The organism is Bradyrhizobium sp. USDA 3311 (assembly GCF_054062495.1).
Window position 1 is genome coordinate 6,078,406 of sequence record NZ_JBSSFI010000001.1, and the last position, 22,887, is coordinate 6,101,292.

Below are 22,887 nucleotides of genomic sequence, written 5' to 3' on the forward strand. Positions count from 1 at the left end.
CTCAATAGCCAGCCACAGAGCCGGGCACGTCGCTCAACAGGCGAGCGAATGTGCCCGCAATGCTATTTCCCGAGCTTTGTCAGGATCTCCTCGACCGTCATGTGGTCATAAGCCGAGAACAGCCAGCCGGCCGTTGATGTCCGTCGAGCCATCGGTCGCCTTGCCCAGCGAACGCTCGTTGCGATTCTTGGAGAATTCGAAAAATGCATTGGGGTTCGTGACGTCCAGCTCCTTGTCGCCCATATCTGCCAGCGAAAATATCGCCGCAAAGACCGGGGTGAGCTCGCGCCGGAAGAATTCGGTGTATTCCCGATGCGAGCCCTCATATTCGGTGATGACCTGGATGTACTCGTTGCCGATGACGACGACGCGCGCGAAATGAACGATCCTGGATTTCTTCAGCGCCGCTTCGATCAAGGGCTGAACCTTGTCGGCGAAGATCGCCTCGAGGTTCTTCAATTGCGCCTGTGTCGCGGCATCCTGTTTGATCTTCAGCGTGAGATTGAGCGCATGGGTCATGGGAAATGTCCTTAAAAAATACAACTTGGGGATGTTATCATTGCAGCAGGGAATTGAAAGCGAATCTTTTCGCCGACTTCGGAGCGCCCGCGTCATTATGGCGCCTGTGCTGACATTTTTGGTTGTCATTTGACGTGCAAAGGCACCGGCCGGCCAAGGTCGTGACGATGCAGCAAAGCTAGCGCAGCGGCAGAAGGTCCAACTGGCTCTGCGCCTTCTTGACGGCGGCCGCGAACCAGCTCTGGCTTGGCGCTTCCTTGGCGAAGCACGCCGTGAAGGCCGTCATGGCATTGTCTTCGCGGGTCATGTCGCCGCGCGGATCCTTCTTGTCGATGGGCCTCGCCATCATCTGCTTCCAGACCTTCTCGCAGGCCGGGATCGGCGTCGTCTTCACGGCGTCCGATGAGGCGAGAAAGAAGACCTTCTCGCCCTGGATCGCGACGACGTCGATTTCATGCGGCGGCCCCTTCAGATCGCCATTGCCGCGCACGCCGAGCACCGCAACCGCGGCGCTCGCGGATGCGGGCTTGGTGACCGGCAGCTCGGCATATTTGGCGAAGGCGGAGTCCTGGATCGCTTGATAGTAGAAGCGATCCGACTTGAATGCGGCGCCGGTCTCCTGCGGCATGCCGTCCTCGCGATGCTCGCGCAGCCAGTGCTTGAGCAGCGCCGTGGTCGTCACCACGGCTTGCAGCTTGTCGCCTTCCGACGCAAAACCGAGCCCGTCGAGATGGCCGAAGCCTGAGTCACCCTTGAAAAGCGTATCGGCGTTCGACTTGCCCTCTGCCGGAAGCCCCTTGATCGCGACCGGCCCCACCAAGCCGCGCAGCACGCCTGTCAGCTCGTCGAGCGCCGCATCGTGCTGCCTGGAGGTCTCGTCGTTTTCCGCAGCCTTCGAGAACTTTGCGATGTAGCGATCGCGCAGCTCGAGATAGCGCTGCTCGGGAGTGGCCGCATGGGCAGGCGCAGCCAGGACGAGCAGGCAGAGTAAGGCAAGGCACTTCATAACGATCCCACGAAGCAAGAGCTGTCTTCAGTCTTGGTGCCTCTGTTTCGCGGGAAGGTTCATGCGTGGTGGTCGCCGCGCCGTCGTGGGGCCCTGCTCCGCCGGCGCAAGTGGACCGCGATGGTCAACGGTTCTTCGAATATACCGGCTCGCGATGAACTTCGCGGCCGTTCTCATCGATGACGACGATCCGGAGATCTGGATGTCCTCCCGGCCTTTTCGTGCGAACGTCTTCCGCCAGGCTCTTGCTGTGGGCAATGGCGGCGCCATCGCTTCCAAACTCCAGACCTGACTTATCCCGAGCCGGAACGCCATCCTTCATGTCGAAATAGTAAGTGCGCATCACAATCCTCTCGCGTCCACCTGTCCTGGAGTGCCTGGCCCTCTTATCGGAGAGGACAGCAAACATGGGCCTCCAAGCCCTGGCTGACGCAACTGCAAATCGGGTTAAACACCCCGCGAAGCTAGCGGAGGTTCCCAGGGGCGGATTTGATTCCGATCAACGCGTAAGCCGTTGCGATCACCGGCGGGGGCGTGAGCGCCCTACTCCGCCGGCGTGAGCTGCCGGCTCAGGCGCATCGCGGCGGTCTCGCGCACCCGGACACGGGCGCGGCGCTTGCGCCACCAGATCACGACGCCGGTGACCGAGAGCGCGGCCACCACCAGCCCCATGATCGAGATCAGGATGCGGCCGAACAGTCCGACGATGCGGCCTGAATGCAGCGGAAACTGCGCCTGCACGAAGATGTCGGCGGCGGTGCCGACCCAGGGCAGACGCGCGCCGAGCGGACGGCCGTCCTCGCTGTCGTAATAGAGCTGCGCCGGGCCGACGCCGCCGGCGCCGTGGTCGTCGCCGGGATGGAAGTAGGCGGCGGCATAGACCCCGTGAGCGGGGCCGTAGCTGAGCGCGCCGACCGGAGTGGACCACCCTCGCCCCTTGCCGTCGGCCGCCGCGCGCGCGGCGATGTCGGCAAATGTCACCTTGGGCTCGATCGGATTGTCGAGATCGCGGTACGGCCGCTGCTCATACGGCGTGGGCGTGTAGTTCGACACCATCTTCATCAGCGGCGAGAACACCTCGAAATAGAGGTTCAGCGAGAACGCCGTGAAGGCGATGACGAACAGCACGCCCCAGGTCCACAGGCTGAAGGCGCGGTGGATGTCGAAATTGATCCGGTAAGCGCTGCCCGACGTCTTGATGGTCCAGGCCGGCGCCCAGCGCGCCCAGAAGCCGCGTTCGAGCTGGCGCGTGACTTGCGGCGCCCGCGCGGCCTTCGCGCTGCGCCGTGACGGCAGGGTCAGGTAGAAGCCGACGAAGCAGTCGATGGTCCAGATGATGGCGATGATGCCGAGCAGGCGCATGCCCCAGCGATCGCTGCCCCAGAACTCCGGGATGTGCATCGTGTAGTGCAGCTTGTAGAGGAACGAGACGAAGTTCTCCCGCGTCACCGGCCACACCGCGCCCCAATAGCGCCGCCCCAGCTCGACGCCGGTGTTGGGATCGAGGAAGACCTGATTGTAGTCGAGGGCATAGCGCTTGCCGGTCGCGGGATCGATCCGCGGCATGATGAAGAACCACAGCGAGTGGCCCTCCTCCGGCGTCATGAAGAGATAGACGACGCGCGTGCGGGGATCGCGCTGCTCGATCAGCTTGGCGAGCTCGATCGAGGGAATGGCCGGTCCCTTGCTGGTGACGTCGAACAGGTGGCTGTTCAGGACGTCGTCGATCTCGTGATCCCAGGAAATGATCGCGCCGGTGATGCCGGAGAAGAACAGGAATCCGGCCGTGAGCAGTCCCGCCCAGCGATGCAGCCCGCCGAATATCGCTCTCATCGTCGTCTCTCACTAAACAGGTCCGGTCCCGCTTGCCGGATCGTTTTCAATTTGAACTCACCAGCGATAGGTCAGCTTGCCGATGGCCTTGCGTCCTTCCGCGTAGAAGCAGCCCGACAGGCTGTAGCAGGCGGCGACATAGCGCGTGTCGGCAAGGTTGGTGACGTTCAGCGACAGGCGCCAATTGTCCCTGGTGTAGGCAACAAGCGCATCCAGCACGGTCGAGGCTCCCACCTTGAACGTGTTGGCATCGTCACCCCAGGTCGCGCCGACATAGCGGACGCCGCCGCCGAACTGGAGGCCGGCGAGCGGCCCGTTCTGAAGCGTGTAGTCACTCCACAGCGAGGCACGGTTGAGCGGCACGGTGACCGGCGCCTTGCCGACATTCACCGGATCCTGCGTGAGCATGGCGTCGACGTAGGCATAGGCGGCGCGCAGGTTCCAGCCGTCGGCGAGCGACATGGTACCTTCGAGCTCGATGCCGCGCGATTTCACCTGACCGGTCTGCTCAGCAACGTTCAGCGGAGGCGCGTAGGTGACGACGTTGTCGCGCGTCAGGTCGAAGGCGGCGAAGGTGAACAGCGCGTTCCATCCGATCGGCTGGTACTTGACGCCGACCTCGTACTGCACGCCGGTTTCAGGGTTGAGCAGCTGGCCGCCCGGTCCGGTCGCGAGCACCGGCAGAAACGACTCGGAATAGCTGAAATACGGCGCGACGCCGTTGTCGAAATTGTACATCACGGCGGCGCGGCCAGTGAAGGCCGAAGCATCCTTCGAGACCGATGTGTCGAAGATACCGCTGTCGACCTGCGTGGTGACGAAATCCTGGCGACCGCCGAGCTGGAACGACAGCCGGCCGAGCTTGATCTGGTCCTGCGCGTAGAGGCCGACCTGCGACTGCTTGACGCCGGTGTTGTCGCTCATCGCGCCGATGGTCCAATCGTAGCTATAGACCGGATTGAACACGTTGATCTCGGGGGCCGAGGTCGTGACGCCAAAGGCGGTGTCGCGGAAGGAGGTGTTGCGATAGTCGATCCCGACCAGCGTGGTGTGGCTGAGGATGCCGGTGGTGAACTTGCCCTGGAGCTGGTTGTCCACCGCGAAGGAGTTGATGTACGAGTTGCTGTAGCTGCCGAAACGCGCGAGCTGCCCCGCGGCCTCGTCGGTATAGCCTCCGCCGTAAAACACCTTTTCCTCGTTGTGCTGATAGGCGTAGCGCAGGTTCTGCCGGAACGTGATGTTGTCGGTGAAATTGTGCGAGAGCTGGTAGCCGGCGGTTGCGATCTCGGTGTTGAACGCGTTGAAGCTCGGCACGCCGGCGAAGAACGAGACCGGGATGGTGCGGCCGTTGTTCGGCCACACCGTGCCTGAGGCGGGCAGGAACTGGAGGCCCCACCCTGCCCGGTCCCTCTGGTAGTTGGCCAGGATCGTGATGGTGGTGTCCTCGTTCGGCTTGAAGGTGATTGCGGGCGCGATGAAGACGCGGTTGTCCTTGGTGAAGTCGACCTGGGTCTCGCCGTCGCGGACCACGCCGGTCAGCCGCCACAGCACGGTGCCGTCCTTGTTGGCGGAGCCGCCCATGTCGAACTGGCCCTGATAGCGGTTGAAGCTGCCGCCGGAGACCGAGACCTCGCCGAACTGCTGAGCGGTCGGCAGCTTGGTCACGTAGTTGAGGATGCCGCCGGTGCCGCTGCCGCCATACATCGCCGAGGACGGCCCCTTGAGGACCTCGAGGCGCTCGGCGCCGTAGGGATCGAGGCCGTTGAAATGCACGTAGTTGCTCGATGGGATTCGCAGGCCGTCGACGTAGAGGCCCGACATGGTGGTGTCGAAGCCGCGGATCTGGAGGGCGCCGAAGCGGGTGTCCGAACCGCCATTGACGTCGCCGCTGACGCCGGCGGTGTAGCGCAGGGCCTCGCCGATCGAGACCGCGCCCTGGTTCCTGACCTGGTCGGTGGTGACGACGGACACCGACTGCGGCGTTTCGATCAGCGGCGTATCGGTCTTGGTGGCGGTGCCGCTGCGCGTGGCGACGAACCCGCGCACCGGACCGTTGGCGCGTTCGCCGGTGGCGCCGTTCGAGGCCGACTGGGTTGGCGCGGCTTGCTGCGCGGGAGCGTGACGATTGGTGCGGGAGCTGCGCGTCGTTGCCGACCGTCGCGACGAAGCAACCGCCGCGGGACGGGCACGCTGAGCCGGCGCTTCAACGGAGACCGCGGGAATTTGCGTCTGCGCCTGCACCGAACCGAAGGGGGCGACGAGAGAAAATGTGCTGACGGCGCCGAAGAAAAACACCTGAAGCTGTCGAAGACGCGTTTGGGAACGCGAAGGAAGTTGGAAGTTGGTCACGTCTTGCGAGGCCCCACGCACTGCCGGCTTTGCCGGTATCGTTCTTGATGCCCCGCCCTAACGCAGGCGATTTCGGAGTGCGATAGGAACAGCGTTAGAATTTCTCCAGAGCTGTGCGCAGCAACTGCGGCGAATGCGCCCATGCGCGACCCAACGTGCATGTGCTCCGGATTTGGAATCCTTCTAGACGAACACGATCGATCGACCGGACAGGACATCCGCCGACATCGAAGGCGAGCGCGGAGAACGAATCCTTTACCATGCCCGCCAGGCTCGATTGAGCCTGAGGAACCCAGGAGGTAGATTCAGCTGCGGGATACTTCATTCATTTTGCGGAACGCGCCGCAACGTTCTGTGCCAGCGCGTGCTGGGCACCCGGGGTTCGACGTCCATGAGCGAATTGCGCGCTGCGACCAGGCAACCGACCGCGAGGACCGGGATCATCGAGTTTGACGGCGCCAGAGGCATCGTCAGCATCCCCTGCACGATCTCGGACGTATCAGGCACGGGCGCAAGGCTGAAGCTCGACTGGTCGCTGTCGTTTCCGAAGGAGGCCACGCTGATCTTTGCCGACGGGCTGCGAAAACCCTGTCGTGTGGCATGGCAGAAGCGCAGACTGCTCGGCGTCGCATTCGCGGACGGTGTTGCGAGCCTGGACGAGCAAGCCCTCATGATGACCGAAGCAGAGCAGGCTCTGCACCGGCAGCATATCGGCGCGCAGGTGCGCGGCGCGCGCGAAGCACGGGGCTATACCGAGCTCCAGATTGCGAACTTCATTGGCGTCTCGCCCGATTACGTGTCACGTGCCGAGAACGGCGAGATCAGCATCCCGCTCCACCAGCTCACCCACATTGCCGATCTGCTGCTGGTCGACCTCGACAGCCTGGTTGCCGGCCCGCCGTCGATCGGATTGCCCACCGCGAGCGAGGTCGAACTGGCGGCGGAGTGAATTCACGCTGACGAAGGCGACATCACTCGCTGGCTGCAGCCGCGAGCGTTGCCGGAAAGCGCATTGAGCTCTCCGGTGTGTAGAAGCTTGTGTCAGCGATGCCGCAGCCGGCGATTGACCCGGCCCGCCAGATAGTCGCCGGCGCTCTGGACGAGCTGGACCAGTGCGATCAGCACGACGACGACGGCCAGCATCATCTCCGGCATGAAGCGCTGGTAGCCGTAACGGATGCCGAGATCCCCCAGGCCCCCGCCGCCGACGGCGCCGACCATGGCGGAGTAGCCGAGCAGGCTCACCACCGCGAGCGTCAGCGCCAGCAACAAGCCGGGCAATGCCTCGGGGATCAGCACCTTGAACACGATCTGCATCGGGGAAGCCCCGAACGAGGACGCGGTCTCGATCAGGCCGCCGTCGACCTCGCGGATCGCGGCTTCGACGAGGCGCGCGATGAACGGCGTCGAGGCGATGGTGAGCGGCACGATCGCCGCGGTCGAACCGATCGAGGTGCCGGCGACGAGCCGCGTGAACGGGATGATGGCGACGACCAGGATGATGAAGGGCGTCGAGCGCGTCGCATTGACGACGATGCCGAGCACGCGATTGACGACGGGGGCCGCGAACAGCTCCCCTTTCCGGCTGGTCGCCAGGAACACGCCGAGCGGCAGGCCGAAGGCGGTACCGAGCAGCGCTGCGATACCGACCATGTACAGGCTTTCGAAGGTGGCCTGGATGATCAAATTGATGAGTTCAGGCGACATAGCCGAGACGCTCCGCCGGGAATTGATATTGAGAGAGCCAGGCGAGCGTCCGCGTCACCGCGTCTTCGCCGCTGGAAATACCGAGAGGGATACCAAGGGTGAGCGAGCCCACGTGCTGGCCGCCGATCTCGTCGATACGCGCCGCAAGCAGCGCAACGTCGAGGCCGAGCTCGCGCGCGAGCCGCGCCACCAGCGTGTCGCCGGCCCCCGCCCCGCGCACCTGGACGCGGATCACGGCCTGCCCGCCGGCAGACGGCTCCGACACGATCCGGCTCGCCAGCGACACCGGCAGGCTGTCGCCGACCACTTCGGCCAGGAAGGACTGCGTGATCGGATGTTTGGGACGGGTGAAGATGTCGGCGACGTGGCCGCTCTCGACGACATGGCCGGCATCGAGCACCACGACTTCCCTGGCGAGCTGGCGCACCACGGACATCTCGTGGGTGATCAGCACGATGGTCACGCCAAGCTCGCGGTTGATGTTGGCAAGCAGATCGAGGATCGCGCGCGTGGTCTGCGGATCGAGCGCGGACGTCGCCTCGTCCGACAGCAGCACGCTCGGCCGTGTCGCCAGCGCCCGCGCAATGCCGACGCGCTGCTTCTGGCCGCCGGACAGTTCCGAGGGATAACGGTCGTGCTTGTCGGCGATGCCGACCAGCGCCAGCAGCTCGGCGACGCGGGCCTTGATATCCGCCCTGGCCCAGCCGGCGATCTCGAGCGGCAACGCGATGTTGTCGGCCGCGGTGCGCGACGACAGCAGGTTGAAATGCTGGAAGATCATGCCGATCGAGCGCTGCGCCAGCCGCAACTCGCGGCCCGCCAGCGCCGAGATATCCTTGTTGTCGACGATCACGCGTCCCGTGGTCGGCTTCTCCAGCCCGTTGATCAGCCGGACCAGGCTCGACTTGCCGGCGCCGGAGCGGCCGATCACGCCGGTGATCGAGCCGCGCGGAATCGCGAAGTCGATGTCCTGCAGGGCGTTGACGCCGGGCTTGCCGCGATAGGCCGGATAGGTCTTCGAAATGCCTTCGAAACGGACCATCGCGTCCGGCGCGGTCGCGGCAGGTGAAATCGCATCGCGCGTTTCGATCCTCTGTCCGATCGCGAGCGATTGGTGGGCGTTCATGGCGGCGGCCTTCTTGTACAATAGTTCGCTTGCCGCGTGTCCCAGGGGGCGCACGGGAACCAGGTCGCATCGCGCGACGGGGAATGAAACTGCGACCGGGCGCCCGGGTCGAGCGCGCTGCACCGCAGCATGCACCATCGCCCGAACGGGTCTTTCTTGCAATGTCAGATATTTGCAGGGAGTTGGACGAAGTTTTCCAAATCCCGCCCCGGCGAAGAAAATTCATCTGCCGGGGGCATCAGTCTCGCCCGGCTCAGCGGACCTGCAACCAGGGCAGCACGATCAACAGAAGGCCTGCGAAATAGAGCAGCCCGAAGATCAGGCCAAAACCCCAGAACTGGCCCTTCCCGATATAGCCGCTGCCGAAATACATCGGCGCCGGCCCCGTGGCGTAAGGCGAGATCACGCCCATCAGGCCGAGCGAATACATGCAGAGCATGGCGAGCGTCGTGACAGGCAGGCCGGGAATGCCCGAGCCGACCGCGAGTACGACAGGCAGCACGGCAGCCGCATGCGAGGTGATGCTGGAGAAGAAATAGTGGATCCAGAAGAACAGCGCGACCAGCAGGATCATCGCGGTTGACGGCGACAGCCCGGCGAGCGGCTTTGCGTACTCGGTCGCGAACCATTTGATGAACCCGATCTCGTTGAGGCCCGAGGCCAGCGTCAGCAGCGAGGTGAAATAGAAGAACACCTCCCAGGCGCTCTTCTCGCTGACGATGTCGGCAAACTCGATCACGCCCGTGACCAGCATCAAGGAGATCACGATGAAGACGACGGTGGTGGCGTTGACGAAGTTCGAGCCGAGCAGCGGCACGTTGATGTCCGGGCTGGAGCCCGCGATCCACAGGAACATCGCGAGCACGATCAGCGCCAGCATGATCCATTCGTTGCGCGACATCGGGCCCATCTCGCTGAGCTCCTTTGCCGCCCATTCGGCGATTTCCGGGCTGCGCTTCACTTCGGGCCGGCACACCAGATAGCTGAGCAGCGGGACGAGGATCATCAGGAGGATGCCGAGCGGCGCAAAGCCGATGAACCACTGGCCCCAGCTCACCTCGACCCCGACGGTCTTCTTGGCGATGGCGAGCGCCGCCGCATTGGGCGCGAGCGCGGTGAAGAACAGCGAGCTGGTGACCGCGGTCGCCGCGAACGCGGTCCACATCACATAGGTGCCGATCCTGCCGGCGGTCGGTCCCGGCTCGGAGCCATAGATGCGCGGGATGTTGCTGATGATGGGATAGACGATGCCGCCGCTGCGCGCGGTGTTGGAGGGCGTTGCCGGCGCGAGCAGGAAGTCCGACATCGCGACCGCATAGCCGAGGCCGAGCGTGTTGCGGCCGAGCTTTTGCACCAGCACCAGCGCGATGCGCCGGCCGAGCTGGCTCTTGCGATAGCCGATCGAGAACACGAAGGCGCCGACAATCAGCCACACCGTGCTCTCGGCAAATCCCGCCAGCATCCAGCGCAGCGACTTGGTCGGATCGGGATCGATATAGCCGCCGACGCCGGCAACCGTCAGCCCGATCAGGCCGACCGCGCCGACCGGCATCGATTCCAGGATCAGCCCGGTGATGACGGCCGCGAACACCGCAAAGTAGTGCCATTGATTGACGTTGAGCCCTGATGGCACCGGCCACAGATAGATCGCCAGCCACACCACGAGCGGTGCGATCAGCTTCCAGCGAAACCCTTTCGCCTCAGGTGCCTGTGAGCTCGCGGCCATGGGCCCTCCCCCTCGATTGTCGTTGCGTCGTGCCGCCCGTTGGCCGGGCCGCTCTTGTCCCTGCGCGGCGTATAAGGACTGTCCGCGGCGCGATCAATGGCTTGACGCGGGTTCTGCCGCCCGGTGCCTGATTTTCCCTCGCGGTCACAAATGCCCGGTGCGCCGGTGCTCGGGCTCGCTGCCGCGGACCGGAAACCGGATGGTGGTGCCGATGGTGATCCAGTTGGCGTTCTCGCCGGTGATGTTGCGGCCGTAGATCACGTCGACGGAGAATATCTCGTTCGGCCGGTAGCGGACGCCGGTCTGGAAGCGCGGCTGCACGACGCTCGCGATCTCGGACGCGCCGGCCTGGCCAAAGGCCTCGATCGTCCACTGCAACGTGTCGGTGAACTTCCAGTCGAAGCCGATGCCGTAGGTCAGATAGTGGCGATCGACCGTGCGATCCCAGAGCCAGCCGCCGTTGACGTTGACGCGCATGGTCTCGGACAGGCGGAAGGTCGCGGGGATGACGGCAAAGGCGGATAGCGCCTCTCCGGTCGCCGCATCGAATGATCCGCCGCCATAAGCCGACAATCCCCACCGGCCGATGCCGGTCGGGACGAAATTCGTCTTGGCTTTCGGAGCGACCGTCGTGCTCCAGTCGCCGTCGCTGCGGGCCCGGATGGTCTGCATGCTCAGCTCGATCGGCCTGAAAGGATCGACGACGCAGGAGGGATTGGCGACTGCCTCGACATCGGTGTTTGAAGCCGTCGACAGCCAGCTTTCGACCTTGCAGGAGCCGACCTCGGAGATGTCGGCGGCATCCACCGCATAGGCGCCATTCGCGGCGCGCGCATCCTGCGCTGCGAATACGACAAGAGCCGCGATTGCGGCGGTTATTCCGGTTCGTGCAACCCATCCCATGGCCCGATGTTAGCAGAGTCTTCGCCTCGACAAGGCCCGGATTCTGGGACTATCTTCCGTCCATGAGCGACCATCATCATCACCACGATCACGACCATTCCGAACTGTCCGAGACCGAGCTGCGCGTGCGCGCGCTCGAGACGATCCTGACTGAAAAAGGCTATGTCGAGCCGGCCGCGCTCGATGCCATCATCCAGGCCTACGAGACCAGGATCGGCCCGCACAACGGTGCCCGCGTCGTCGCCAAGGCCTGGACCGATCCGGCCTTCAAGCAGGCGCTGCTCGAGGATGGCTCGAAGGCGATCGGCACGCTCGGCCATGTCAGCCGCGTCGGCGACCATCTCGTCGTGGTCGAGAACACGCCGCAGCGGCACAATATGGTCGTGTGCACGCTGTGCTCCTGCTACCCCTGGGAAATGCTGGGGCTGCCGCCGGTCTGGTACAAGGCCGCGCCCTATCGCTCGCGTGCGGTGAAGGACCCGCGCGGCGTGCTCGCCGATTTCGGCGTCGCGCTGCCCAAGGATATCGAAGTTCGCGTCTGGGATTCCACCGCCGAGACGCGCTTCCTGGTGCTGCCGATGCGGCCCGAGGGTACGGAGGGCTGGAGCGAGGAGCAGCTCGCCGAGCTTGTCACGCGCGATTCCATGATCGGCACCGGATTCCCCAAGACGCCGGGAGCGCCGTCATGAACGGCGTGCACGACATGGGCGGCATGGACGGGTTCGGCAAGGTCGAGCCCGAGCCGAACGAACCGATGTTTCACGAGGAATGGGAATCCCGCGTTCTCGCCATGGTGCGCGCGATGGGCGCCGCCGGCGCCTTCAACATCGACACCTCGCGCTTCTATCGCGAGACGCTGCCGCCGGATGTGTACCTGTCAAGCTCCTATTACAAGAAATGGTTTCTCGGTCTCGAGGAGATGCTGATCGAGAAGGGCTACCTCACCCGCGAGGAGGTCGCCGCCGGCCACGCGATCCAGCCTGCGAAGGCGCTCAAGCATGGCAAGTTCGACCTCGCCAATGTCGAGCGCGTCATGGTGCGCGGCAAGTTCGCCCGCCCTGCCCCGGCGCCAGCGAAATTCAACATCGGCGATCGCGTGCGGGCGAAAAACATCCATCCGGCGACGCACACGCGGCTGCCGCGCTATGTCCGTGGCCATGTCGGCGTGGTCGAGCTCAACCATGGCTGCCACGTCTTTCCGGATTCGGCGGCGATGGAGCTCGGCGAAAATCCGCAATGGCTCTACACGGTCGTGTTCGAGGGCAGCGATCTCTGGGGCGCGGATGGCGATCCGACCTCGAAGGTCTCGATCGACGCGTTCGAGCCGTATCTGGACCTGGCGTGATGAGCAGCACGCTTGCTGCCGCCGCGACCGCGGCCATTCCGAGCATTCCGCGCGATGACGACGGCCCGGTGTTCCGCGCGCCCTGGGAGGCCCATGCGTTCGCGATGGCCTTGAGCCTGCACGAGCGCGGCGTGTTCACCTGGCCGGAATGGGCCGCAGCCTTGGCCTCCGAGATCAAGCGCGCGCAGGCCGCCGGCGACCCCGATACGGGCGAAACCTACTACCTGCACTGGCTCGCCACGCTGGAGGGGCTCGTCGCACGCAAGGGTGTCGCATCCACGGAGACGCTGCACCGCTACCGCGACGCCTGGGACCACGCCGCCGACAGGACGCCGCACGGCAAGCCGATTGAGCTGAAGCCGGAGGATTTTAGGTAGGTCGAACCACACCCGTCATTGCGAGCGCAGCGAAGCAATCCAGAATCTTTCCGCGGAGGGATTCTGGATTGCTTCGTCGCAAGAGCTCCTCGCTATGACGGTGGAGTTTGAGACGCTACCTGTGCGCCACGTACTCGTTCCACCCCTTCGCCCGCAGGCTGCACGCCGGGCACTCGCCGCAGCCGTATCCCCACTCATGCTGCGCGCCGCGTTCGCCGAGATAGCAGGTGTGCGACTGTTCGCGGATGAGATCGACGAGGCCCTCGCCGCCGAGGTCATGCGCGAGCTTCCACGTCGCGGCCTTGTCGATCCACATCAGCGGCGTATGCAGCTCGAATTTACGGGCCATGCCGAGCGAGAGCGCGGCCTGCATGGCGCGGACGGTCTCGTCGCGGCAATCGGGGTAGCCGGAATAATCGGTCTCGCACATGCCGCCGACGATGTGGGTGATGCCGCGCCGGTAGGCTAGCGCCGCGGCAAAGGTGAGGAACACCAGATTGCGGCCGGGCACGAAGGTGTTGGGCAGGCCGTCCGTGCCCATCGCGATCGCGACGTCGCGCGTCAGCGCCGTGTCCGAGATCGCGGCTAAGGTCGGGATCGACAGCGTGTGGCTCTCGCCGAGCTTGTCCGCCCAATCCGCGCGCAGGCCCTTGAGGCCATCGAACAGACGATCACGGCAAGCGAGCTCAACAGCATGGCGCTGGCCGTAGTCGAACCCCAGCGTCTCGACGCGCGCGAAGCGGCTGAGCGCCCAGGCAAGGCAGGTGGTGGAGTCCTGCCCGCCGGAGAACAGCACCAGGGCGGTTTCGGATGAAAATGCGTCACTCATGGCCCCGCGCTTTAGCACTGCGGAACGGGCCCGCCAATCGGTGGAAATCGGCCCGTTCCGTCGCGCCGCGCTGGGATCGGCGGGCCGCTTTTGGCATAAGGCTGGAGACCCAGGAGCAATGGCCCGCAATGACCCCTTCCCGCGACATTTCCCGCCTGATCGAGATCATGGCCGCGCTGCGCACGCCGGTGACCGGCTGTCCCTGGGACCTCGAGCAGAATTTTGCGACCATCGCGCCCTACACGATCGAGGAAGCCTATGAGGTGGTGGACGCCATCACCCGCGGCGATCTCGACGATTTGCGCGAAGAGCTCGGCGACCTCCTGCTCCAGGTCGTGTTCCACGCCCAGATGGCTTCGGAGCAGAACGCGTTCGCCTTTGGAGACGTGGTCGAGGCCATCACCCGCAAGATGATCCGGCGGCATCCCCATGTCTTCGCCGACAAGGACGGCAATCTCGCCTCCTCCCACGTCAAGGAAGTCTGGGACCGCATCAAGGCCGAGGAGAAAGCCGAGCGCGCTGCGCGCCGGCCGCCGGAGGAAGCTCCGTCGCACAAATCCCTGCTCTCGGGCGTGAAGGCCGGCCAGCCTGCGCTGACCCGCGCCATGGAGCTGCAGCGCAAGGCCTCCACCGTCGGCTTCGACTGGAACGACCCGCGCGCGGTTCTGCAAAAGATCCGCGAAGAAGCCGACGAGATCGAGGCCGCGCTGGATCGCAATGACAAGCAGGAGATCGCCGAAGAGACCGGCGATTTGATGTTCGCCCTTGTCAACCTCGCCCGCCATGTCGATGCCGATCCGGAAGCCGCGCTGCGCGCGACCAACGCAAAGTTCGAGCGCCGCTTTGCCTATATCGAGCGCTCTCTGGAAGCGCAGGGCCGGACGCTGGAGCAGGCGTCGCTGGCGGAAATGGACGCGCTGTGGAATGCGGCGAAGACGGCAATCTGATGCGGGGGGCGCGACGTGGAAATCAGGCAGGACGATCCGACGGCCCCCTATGTCGCCTATTTGTTGGCGCATCATCTGGAAGAGCTCCGCAGCGTCATGGGCGAGCATGCGCAGGCGCTGGACGCGAGCGGTCTTTCGGCTGCGAGCGTCACGTTCTGGACGGCCTGGCAGGGCGATGTGCTGGCTGGATTCGGGGCTTTGAAGCAATTGGATGAGACGCACGGCGAAGTGAAGTCGATGCGCGCTGCGCCCACTGCGCGGCGTAGCGGGGTCGGACGCGCTCTGCTGCACCACATCATTGCCGAGGGCCGCAAGCGAGGATATCAGCAACTCAGTTTGGAGACGGGCACAGCGCCGCTGCACGCTCCCGCCATCTCGCTGTACCGGAGCGCCGGTTTCGTATCCTGCGAGCCGTTCGCTGACTATCAGGCGAGCCCGCACAACCAGTTCATGCGCCTCGACCTGTCCAAGTGATCTTCTCGGTTCGTAGCCCGGTCGGAGCGAAGCGCAATCCGGGACGCGAAGCGTGGCTTACGCCGACAGACGCGGCACGGCGTCGAACCGGTTCACCACGATATCGCGCTTGGTCTCGTCCACCCGCACGGTCATGTCGAAGCGGCCGTCGTGCAGCTCTTTCGCCAGCACTTCGGAATTGCGGTGCAGCCAGCTGATTCCGGCACCGTCGCCGGCGTCGATCGAGAGATCGAGCGTGGTGCGTTTGGCCGCAAGCCGCTCCTCGATCGCGGCGAGCAGCGCGTCGACCCCCTCGCCTGACACGGCCGAGACCAGCATCGCCGGATGATCCTCCGGCCTGCGCGCGGCGATGTTCAAGAGCTCTTCGCGCTGCTCGGCGTCGTAACGGTCGATCTTGTTCCAGACCTCGATGATGCGGCCGGAATCGTCGGGATTGATGCCGAGCTGGCGCAGCACCGCATCGACGTCGCTCTGCTGCGCCTCGGCGTCCTCATGCGAGATATCGCGGACATGCAGGATGACGTCGGCTTCCAGCACCTCCTCCAGCGTGGCGCGGAAGGCGGCAACGAGCTGCGTCGGCAGATTGGAGATGAAGCCGACGGTGTCGGACAGCATCGCCTTGCCGCCATGCGGCAGGGTGAGCGCGCGCAGGGTCGGATCGAGGGTTGCAAACAGCATGTCGGCGGCCTGCACGTCGGCGCGCGTCAGGCGGTTGAACAGCGTCGACTTGCCGGCATTGGTGTAGCCGACCAATGCGACGACGCGATACGGCACGCGCTGGCGCCCGGCGCGATGCAGCCGCCGCGTCGCCTGCACCTTCTTCAGTTCGCCCTCGAGCTTGGAGATGCGCTCCTGGATCAGGCGGCGGTCGGCCTCGATCTGCGTCTCGCCGGGACCGCCCATGAAGCCGAAACCGCCGCGCTGGCGTTCCAGATGGGTCCAGGATCGCACCAGGCGCGAGCGCTGGTAGTTGAGATGCGCGAGCTCGACCTGGAGCGAGCCTTCCTTGGTCTTGGCGCGGCGGCCGAAGATTTCCAGGATCAGGCCGGTGCGGTCGAGCACCTTGGCGTGCAGCTCCTTCTCGAGGTTGCGCTGCTGGATCGGCGCCAGCGCGCAATCCATCACCACGAGCTCGACGTCGAGGCTCTTGGCCAGCGCGGCGATCTCCTCGACCTTGCCCTTGCCGATATAGGTGGCGGGACGGATCTGGCTGATCGGCGCGATGATGGCGTCGGCGATGACGAGATCGATCGCGCGCGCGAGGCCCGCGGCTTCATCGAGCCGGGCCTCGGCGTCACGCACGACATGGCTTTCCGATTGCGCGTCGGTACCGCCCGCGCGCACACGCAAGTAGGGGCCGATGACAAGCACCCGCCCCGTTTGCTTAGCCCCTGCCGGCCGCGAACGGTCGGCATCCCCGTCGAAATTCCGGGGTTCCAATCAGGTCACTCTCAAGCCGGCTGATCCTCGCCGCCTTCGAACAGCTGGATCGGAGCGCCCGGCATGATGGTCGAGATCGCATGCTTGTAGACGAGCTGCGAGTGACCGTCGCGCCGAAGCAGCAAACAGAAATTGTCGAACCAGGTCACGATGCCCTGGAGCTTCACTCCGTTGACCAGAAAGATCGTCAGTGGCGTCTTGGTTTTGCGAACGTGATTAAGGAAGGTGTCCTGTAGGTTTTGTGCGCGGTCTGCCGCCATTGTTTTTTTCTCGCTTTGAGTTTCTTTTTATTGCACCGGTTGCGGCCCTCTTTGTGAAATTCGGGGCCTCTTCCGGTTGCCGCTCCTCATGAGATCCCCCTCGGAGGAACAGCGGTTCGATTAGAGGACAGGTCGGGATATTAGGCAAGCCGCTTCACGCGGCAGCCCATGCCCTATTGCCCCGAAAAACTACGGAAATCGATGATTTTCCTCGCTTATCCCTGACGAGCCGCCACGACGTCGCGGCGATCTCTGTATGCGGGCCGGTATCCAATTCGCTCGCAGCGTTCTAACCTACGCCGAGTGCCTTCAGCTTTCGGTGCAGTGCCGACCGTTCCATGCCAACGAACTCAGCCGTGCGAGAAATATTTCCTGAAAAACGGCTGATCTGTGCAATCAAATAGTCGCGCTCGAACACTTCGCGCGCTTCGCGCAACGGCAGGCCCATGATGTGCTCGCCATTGTTGCTGGTCGGCATCGCCGGCACCATCGAGCCGACGTCCTGCGGCAGCATGTCGGCGGTGATGATGACCTCCGGTCCGCCCGCGGCCAGAATCATGACTCTTTCAACGTTGTTGCGGAGCTGGCGCACATTGCCGGGCCAGACATGCGATTGCAGCACTGCCATCGCGTCCTGTCCGATCTGCCGCTTGGGCAGCCCGCTGCCGGCCGAGATCTGCTCCATGAAGTAGTCGATCAGCTCCGGAATATCCTCGCGCCGCTCCGAGAGTGCGGGCACGCGGATCGGCACGACCGAGAGGCGATGATAGAGGTCCTCGCGGAAATGGCCGGCCGCGATCTCCTCCTCCAGGTTGCGCGCCGTCGAGGAGATGATGCGCACGTCGACCTGCACTTTGCCGGTGCCGCCGACGCGCTGGAACGACTGCTCGACCAGCACGCGCAAGATCTTGTTCTGGGTCTCGCGCGGCATGTCCGCGATCTCGTCGATGAACAGCGTGCCGCCATGCGCCTCTTCGAGCGCGCCCGGCTTGCGCGGCTGCTCGCCATTGGACTGCTCGACGCCGAACAGCTCGTGCTCCATGCGCTCGGGCGTGATCGCGGCGGCGTTGATGACAACGAAGGGACCGTCGGCGCGGCCCGAGGCCGTGTGCAGCGTGCGCGCAGTCAGCTCCTTGCCGGCGCCGGCGGGGCCGACGATCAGGATGCGGCTGTTGGCCTTGGCCGCGCGCTCGATGGTCTGGCGCAGCTGGTTCATGCTGGGCGAGCGGCCGACCAGCGAGCTTGCACTCGGCGCGAGCTGCTTCAGCTCCTTGACCTCGCGCTTGAGCCGCGAGTTCTCCAGCGCTCGGTTGGCGACCAGGATCAGCCGGTCCGCCTTGAACGGCTTCTCGATGAAGTCGTAGGCGCCGCGCTTGATTGCGGCGACCGCGGTCTCGATGTTGCCGTGGCCGGAGATCATCACGACCGGCAGGTCGGCATTGTCCTTCTTGACCTGCTCCAGGAGCTGCAAGCCGTCGAGCTTGGAGCCCTGGAGCCAGATGTCGAGGAACACCAGATGCGGCCTGCGGTTGGCGATTTCGGCCAGGGCCGAGTCGCTGTCGCGTGCAGTCCGGGTGACGAACCCCTCGTCCTCGAGGATGCCCGCAACGAGATCCCGAATATCGGCCTCATCATCGACAATCAGAATTTCACTTGCCATGGGTCGCGCCTGTCTTGTCAGCTGCCTGTTGAGGCTTCGATCTTCGTTGAATCATTGGTCTTTTCAGCCGGCTCTTTGGTTTCGGCTGCCGGCCCTTTTGTTTCGGTGCCCTTGATGGATTCCTTGGCGATTTCCGCTTCCTTCGCCGCATCCTTGACCGTTTCCGCGGTCGCTTCCTCGCGCGTATTCTTGACGGCCGGCGCCTCCTCGGTCCCTTCGGTCTTCGCCGGCGTGCCGGAGATCGCAAAGCGCATCCGCATCCAGGCGCCGCGCTGGCCTGCGCGGAAGTCGGAGGCGTCCTTCAACTCGATGCGCCCGCCATGGTCTTCCAGCACGCGGCCGACGATCGCAAGGCCAAGGCCGGTGCCCTTGGCCCGCGTCGTCACATACGGCTCGAGCAGCCGCGAGCGCGCCACCTTGGGCAGGCCGATGCCATTGTCGATGACGTCGATCAGCACGTCCTCGCCCTCGCGCGACACCACGACGTCGATGCGGCCCTTGCCGAGCTCTTCCGGCGGGACCTGCTCGATTGCCTCGGTGGCGTTCTTGACGATGTTGGTGACCGCCTGCGAGATCAGCCGGCGGTCGAACTGGGCGCGCAACGGATCTTCCTTGAACTCGGCCTCGATATCGAGCTCGGGGTGGGCGACCTTCATCAGGAACACCGCCTGCCGCACGGTGTCGACGACGTCCTCGCCCTCCATCACCGGTTTCGGCATCCGCGCGAAGCGCGAGAATTCGTCGACCATGCGCCTGATGTCGTCGACCTGGCGCACGATGGTGTCGGTGCACTGCTCGAAGATCTGCTTGTCCTTGGTCTCGGTGATGTCCTTGCCGAACTTGCGGCGGATGCGCTCGGCCGAGAGCTGGATCGGCGTCAGCGGGTTCTTGATCTCATGGGCGATGCGGCGCGCCACATCGCCCCAGGCCGAGGTGCGCTGTGCCGACACCAGCTCGGTGATGTCGTCGAGCGTGATGATGTAGCTGTCGTGCGGCTGGTTCTTCTCGGCGCTGACGCGGACCGAGAGGTTGCGCTCCTGTCCGTCGCGGGTGATCGTGATCTGGCCCTGCACCAGGCGCTGGGTGCCTTCCCGCGCGGTCTTCATCATCTCGTCGAGCTCCGGCAGGACGTCGGAGAGCGCATGGCCGAGCGTCTCCGCTTCGGAGTGCCCGATCAGCTTCTCGGCGGAGCGGTTGAGGATGCCGACGCTGCCCGAAGTATCGACGCCGATGATGCCGGCGCTCGCCGAGGACAGCACCGCTTCGATGAAGCGGCGACGGCTGTCGATGAGGTCGCTGGCGTTGACCAGTTCGTCGCGCTGGCTGCGCAATTCCTGCGTCATCTTGTTGAAGGTTTCGCCGAGCTGGGCGAGATCGCCCTCCGACTGGTGCACCGGCACCTTCACGTGAAGGTCGCCGGTCGAGACCGTGTGGGCCGCGTTCATCAGCCGCCGGATCGGCGAGACCAGCGAGTTGGCGAAGTTCAGCCCGATCAGCACCGAAGCCATCAGGATGGTCAGCGCGATCACCGCGAACATCAGCGCGAAGGCGACCTGGATGCCGAGCCGCCGCGACTCGATCTGGGCATATTCGGCGACGCTGACCTCGGTCTGCTTGAGCTGGTTGACCACGTTCGGATCGAGCGGCCGCGCGACATAGAGGAAGGTGTCGCTGAAGGCGCGCAGGCGGATCACCGCGGCGACGAAGCTCGCATCCGGCAGCACCGCGATCTCGGGCTCGGACTCGTTGACGTTGCTGAGGAAGTCCGGCGCCGGCGGCGAATAGGCCAGCCGCATGCCGGTGTCGGCGGATTCCAGGATGTTGGTGTTCTTGTCGATGATCATCGCGCCCGGCAGATTGCGGGAGCTGGCACTGGCCGTCAGCAGCTCGCGAAACGACCGCCGATCCTGGTCGTAGAGCGGCCGGGCGTGCGCGATATCGTTGGCCATGCCGAGAATGTCGCCGCGGATCAGCTGCGCATGGTCCTGCATATAGGCCCGCGCGATGTTCAGCGAATTCTGGATGACCTCCTTGGTCGGCCCGGAGAACAACCGGTCGAGGCCGCGCTCGAGGGTGACGTTGGCGACGACGGAAACCAGCACGGCCGGCAGCACCGCCACGATCGAAAAGAGGCTGACGATCTGGACATGGAGACGTGCCGCCGCCCTGCCCCGCCGGCGCGCCAGGATGAGCTGCCAGAGTTCGCGGACGATGATCCCGACCAGGAGCAGGATCGTGCCCGCATTCATCAGATAGAACGTGCGGACCACCTCCGGCGTCGGATCGATCCTGGTGAGGCCAGTCAGGACCAGGAAGGTCAGCAGGCCCGACAGCAGCGCCAGCGCCACGGCAAAGGGCGCCAGCCAGCGTCGCGGCGACCAGCGTCGGGGCTCTTCAGCTGGGGCCGTGTCAAAGGATGCGGCCGAGGTGTCTGCGCTGGTCATTCCGGCAATGGGTGCTGAAAACAGGGGTCCGCGGCGGCGGCGGATACTGATGTATTCGTACCACATTGTTGCCGAATTGCGACAATTCCGCGGCGCCTGTGCCGCGACGGACCGGCGCATCCACAGGGCACGCCGGGCCAGCGGGAACGGAATCCGTCTATTCCGGCTTGACTGGGATGGACAGGTTCTTTCTCGCGATAATGGTCGCGGCCGTTCTGCTGCTGATCGTGGCTTCCGACCTGCTGGTCAACGGCCCCGGCAGACAGGCACCGGCTGACGTGGCCATGCTGCCGGCGTCAGCCCGACTGGTCAGATAGGCGCGAGACCGCACCCCGCGGTCGAATGACTCATTTGAATGTTCCGGCGGAACAATTCAGTCCGATTCGGACTTCTGCTCACCGCGTCAGCCATCAAGGCCAGCGCGATCCGGACAGGCTCAGCTCCGCCTTGGTAGGGGGAGCTGAGCCACCGTCCGAGGCGGCGAGCTAGAACTAGCCCCCGCTCCGATAGACCTGGATGTCGAGGTCCCGGATCTTCTTGCGCAGGGTGTTGCGGTTGAGGCCGAGCAGGTCCGCGGCGCGGATCTGGTTGCCGCGGGTCGCCGCCAGCGCGGCCGTGAGCAGCGGCACCTCGATCTCCTTGAGGATGCGGTGATAGAGGCCCGGCGGCGGCACGCCGTTCGGAAAGCCCTGGAAGTGCGAGGACAGATACGCCTCCACCGCGCCGCCGAGATTGTCGACGCCCTGCTGGACCGCGGCACCGGGGCTGACCGAGGGCGGCGCAAGCTCGCCGTCGATGACGGAGGCCGTGATCACATCCTGCGGATAGAGCGCCGCGAGGCGCCGGGCGAGATTTTCGAGCTCGCGCACGTTGCCGGGCCAGCGGTGCTGCTTCAGCCGCTCCAGCGCCAGCGCATCCAGCTTCTTCGGCGGCAGGCCGTCCTTCTCGGCCAGCGCGAAGAAGTGGCGCACGAGATCCGGCAGATCCTCGATGCGCTCGCGCAAGGGAGGCAGCCGCAGCGGCACGACGTTGAGGCGGAAGAACAGGTCTTCGCGGAACAAGCCCTGCTGGATCAGCACGCGCAGATCCTTGTTGGAGGCCGCAACGATCCGCACGTCGGTCTTGATCGGGGTGCGGCCGCCGACGGTGGTGTATTCGCCCTGCTGGAGCACGCGCAGCAGGCGGGTCTGCGCCTCCATCGGCATGTCGCCGATCTCGTCCAGGAACAGCGTGCCGCCCTCGGCCTGCTCGAACCGGCCCGAGGCGCGGGTGTTGGCGCCGGTGAAGGCGCCGCGCTCATGGCCGAACAGCTCGGACTCGATCAGGTCGCGCGGGATCGCCGCCATGTTGACGGCGACGAACGGGCCGTTGCGGCGCTTGCCGTAATCGTGCAGCGCGCGCGCCACCAGCTCCTTGCCGGTTCCGGACTCGCCCGTGATCATCACGGTGAGGTCGGTCTGCATCAGGCGCGCCAGCACGCGGTAGATTTCCTGCATCGCCGGCGAGCGGCCGACCAGCGGGATCGCCTCCATCTCGGCGTCCTCGTCCGGCGTCGAGGTTCGCTCCTTCGGCTCGGCGAGCGCACGGCCGACGATGGCGATCAGCTCCTTCAGGTCGAAGGGCTTCGGCAGATACTCGTACGCCCCGCGCTCGGAGGCGCGGATCGCCGTCATGAAGGTGTTCTGCGCGCTCATGACGATGACGGGCAAATTCGGCCGCATCTTCTTGATCCGCGGCAACAGGTCGAAGGCGTTTTCGTCCGGCATCACCACGTCGGTGATGACGAGATCGCCCTCCCCCTGGCTGACCCAGCGCCATAGCGTTGCGGCATTGCCGGTGAGCCTGACCTCATAGCCGGCGCGGGACAGAGCCTGATTGAGAACCGTGCGGATGGCGGTGTCGTCATCTGCAACGAGAATGCTACCTGCGGGCATTGTTAATC

21 protein-coding genes are annotated in these 22,887 nt (G+C 64.9%); 6 read left to right on the forward strand and 15 right to left on the reverse strand.

Annotated elements, in window-relative coordinates; genetic code table 11:
- Nucleotides 1-105: 105 nt before the first annotated feature.
- From ACVWW6_RS29185 to ACVWW6_RS29205, 5 genes are all read right to left on the reverse strand, one after another.
- Entirely contained in the window at nucleotides 106-519 is a 414-nt protein-coding gene (locus tag ACVWW6_RS29185; RefSeq protein ID WP_456681803.1) for a hypothetical protein, read from the reverse strand.
- 178 nt (nucleotides 520-697) lie between these two features.
- Nucleotides 698-1,525: a hypothetical protein gene (locus ACVWW6_RS29190; protein ID WP_456681804.1), complete on the reverse strand. Its 828-nt coding sequence runs from the start codon at nucleotides 1,523-1,525 to the stop codon at nucleotides 698-700.
- 124 nt (nucleotides 1,526-1,649) lie between these two features.
- Nucleotides 1,650-1,868, reverse strand: coding sequence for a DUF6894 family protein (locus ACVWW6_RS29195; RefSeq protein WP_038967569.1), 219 nt, complete (start codon nucleotides 1,866-1,868; stop codon nucleotides 1,650-1,652).
- Between the two features lie 200 nt (nucleotides 1,869-2,068).
- Nucleotides 2,069-3,358, reverse strand: coding sequence for a siderophore utilization protein FsrB (gene fsrB, locus ACVWW6_RS29200; protein ID WP_456681805.1), 1,290 nt, complete (start codon nucleotides 3,356-3,358; stop codon nucleotides 2,069-2,071).
- 57 nt (nucleotides 3,359-3,415) lie between these two features.
- Nucleotides 3,416-5,404 (reverse strand): TonB-dependent siderophore receptor, encoded by a 1,989-nt coding sequence (locus ACVWW6_RS29205; protein ID WP_456683194.1) that lies wholly within the window; start codon nucleotides 5,402-5,404, stop codon nucleotides 3,416-3,418.
- A 694-nt stretch (nucleotides 5,405-6,098) separates the two neighbouring features.
- On the opposite strand from ACVWW6_RS29205, the gene ACVWW6_RS29210 reads away from it, so the two are divergent.
- On the forward strand, nucleotides 6,099-6,656 hold the full coding sequence (locus ACVWW6_RS29210) for a helix-turn-helix domain-containing protein (RefSeq protein ID WP_038967570.1): 558 nt from the start codon (nucleotides 6,099-6,101) through the stop codon (nucleotides 6,654-6,656).
- Between the two features lie 92 nt (nucleotides 6,657-6,748).
- On the opposite strand, the gene ACVWW6_RS29215 is transcribed toward ACVWW6_RS29210, so the two are convergent.
- The 4 genes from ACVWW6_RS29215 to ACVWW6_RS29230 all read right to left on the reverse strand — a co-directional run bounded on the left by ACVWW6_RS29215 (nucleotide 6,749) and on the right by ACVWW6_RS29230 (nucleotide 11,169).
- Entirely contained in the window at nucleotides 6,749-7,414 is a 666-nt protein-coding gene (locus ACVWW6_RS29215) for a methionine ABC transporter permease (protein WP_011087273.1), read from the reverse strand.
- Nucleotides 7,404-8,540: a methionine ABC transporter ATP-binding protein gene (locus ACVWW6_RS29220; RefSeq protein WP_211433385.1), complete on the reverse strand. Its 1,137-nt coding sequence runs from the start codon at nucleotides 8,538-8,540 to the stop codon at nucleotides 7,404-7,406. The genes ACVWW6_RS29215 and ACVWW6_RS29220 overlap by 11 nt, the downstream gene beginning before the upstream one ends.
- A gap of 253 nt (nucleotides 8,541-8,793) precedes the next feature.
- A complete protein-coding gene (locus tag ACVWW6_RS29225; RefSeq protein WP_456681806.1) occupies nucleotides 8,794-10,266 on the reverse strand; it encodes a DASS family sodium-coupled anion symporter in 1,473 nt (490 codons plus the stop codon).
- A gap of 144 nt (nucleotides 10,267-10,410) precedes the next feature.
- Entirely contained in the window at nucleotides 10,411-11,169 is a 759-nt protein-coding gene (locus tag ACVWW6_RS29230) for a hypothetical protein (protein ID WP_456681807.1), read from the reverse strand.
- 62 nt (nucleotides 11,170-11,231) lie between these two features.
- Here ACVWW6_RS29230 and nthA point away from each other — a divergent pair, with 62 nt between their 5' ends.
- Genes nthA through ACVWW6_RS29245 form a run of 3 tightly spaced genes read left to right on the forward strand, consistent with a single transcriptional unit; the run spans nucleotide 11,232 to nucleotide 12,891 of the window.
- Complete coding sequence (gene nthA / locus ACVWW6_RS29235; protein ID WP_456681808.1) at nucleotides 11,232-11,858, forward strand: nitrile hydratase subunit alpha; 627 nt, start codon at nucleotides 11,232-11,234, stop codon at nucleotides 11,856-11,858.
- On the forward strand, nucleotides 11,855-12,514 hold the full coding sequence (nthB, locus tag ACVWW6_RS29240; protein ID WP_011087268.1) for a nitrile hydratase subunit beta: 660 nt from the start codon (nucleotides 11,855-11,857) through the stop codon (nucleotides 12,512-12,514). The genes nthA and nthB overlap by 4 nt, the downstream gene beginning before the upstream one ends.
- A complete protein-coding gene (locus ACVWW6_RS29245; protein WP_161534959.1) occupies nucleotides 12,514-12,891 on the forward strand; it encodes a nitrile hydratase accessory protein in 378 nt (125 codons plus the stop codon). The genes nthB and ACVWW6_RS29245 overlap by 1 nt, the downstream gene beginning before the upstream one ends.
- A 115-nt stretch (nucleotides 12,892-13,006) precedes the next feature.
- On the opposite strand, the gene queC is transcribed toward ACVWW6_RS29245, so the two are convergent.
- Nucleotides 13,007-13,720 carry a 7-cyano-7-deazaguanine synthase QueC gene (queC, locus tag ACVWW6_RS29250; protein ID WP_304565087.1) on the reverse strand — a complete coding sequence of 238 codons (714 nt, stop codon included), beginning with the start codon at nucleotides 13,718-13,720 and terminating at the stop codon, nucleotides 13,007-13,009.
- Between the two features lie 128 nt (nucleotides 13,721-13,848).
- Here queC and mazG point away from each other — a divergent pair, with 128 nt between their 5' ends.
- Nucleotides 13,849-14,667, forward strand: a complete 819-nt coding sequence (gene mazG, locus ACVWW6_RS29255) for a nucleoside triphosphate pyrophosphohydrolase (RefSeq protein ID WP_271557559.1) — start codon at nucleotides 13,849-13,851, stop codon at nucleotides 14,665-14,667.
- Nucleotides 14,668-14,682: 15 nt separating this feature from the next.
- Entirely contained in the window at nucleotides 14,683-15,141 is a 459-nt protein-coding gene (locus ACVWW6_RS29260) for a GNAT family N-acetyltransferase (protein WP_011087264.1), read from the forward strand.
- 57 nt (nucleotides 15,142-15,198) lie between these two features.
- Here the strand turns inward: ACVWW6_RS29260 and hflX are convergent, their stop codons facing one another.
- From hflX to ntrC, 5 genes are all read right to left on the reverse strand, one after another.
- On the reverse strand, nucleotides 15,199-16,581 hold the full coding sequence (gene hflX / locus ACVWW6_RS29265) for a GTPase HflX (RefSeq protein WP_456681809.1): 1,383 nt from the start codon (nucleotides 16,579-16,581) through the stop codon (nucleotides 15,199-15,201).
- An 11-nt stretch (nucleotides 16,582-16,592) separates the two neighbouring features.
- Nucleotides 16,593-16,841: an RNA chaperone Hfq gene (gene hfq / locus ACVWW6_RS29270; RefSeq protein ID WP_007591126.1), complete on the reverse strand. Its 249-nt coding sequence runs from the start codon at nucleotides 16,839-16,841 to the stop codon at nucleotides 16,593-16,595.
- A 289-nt stretch (nucleotides 16,842-17,130) separates the two neighbouring features.
- Nucleotides 17,131-18,501, reverse strand: coding sequence for a nitrogen assimilation response regulator NtrX (gene ntrX / locus ACVWW6_RS29275; RefSeq protein ID WP_011087262.1), 1,371 nt, complete (start codon nucleotides 18,499-18,501; stop codon nucleotides 17,131-17,133).
- 17 nt (nucleotides 18,502-18,518) lie between these two features.
- Nucleotides 18,519-20,945 (reverse strand): ATP-binding protein, encoded by a 2,427-nt coding sequence (locus ACVWW6_RS29280; protein ID WP_456681810.1) that lies wholly within the window; start codon nucleotides 20,943-20,945, stop codon nucleotides 18,519-18,521.
- Nucleotides 20,946-21,436: 491 nt separating this feature from the next.
- The gene (ntrC, locus tag ACVWW6_RS29285) at nucleotides 21,437-22,879 is read right to left on the reverse strand and encodes a nitrogen regulation protein NR(I) (RefSeq protein ID WP_028174062.1); all 1,443 of its coding nucleotides are present in this window, start codon (nucleotides 22,877-22,879) and stop codon (nucleotides 21,437-21,439) included.
- Nucleotides 22,880-22,887: the final 8 nt, after the last annotated feature.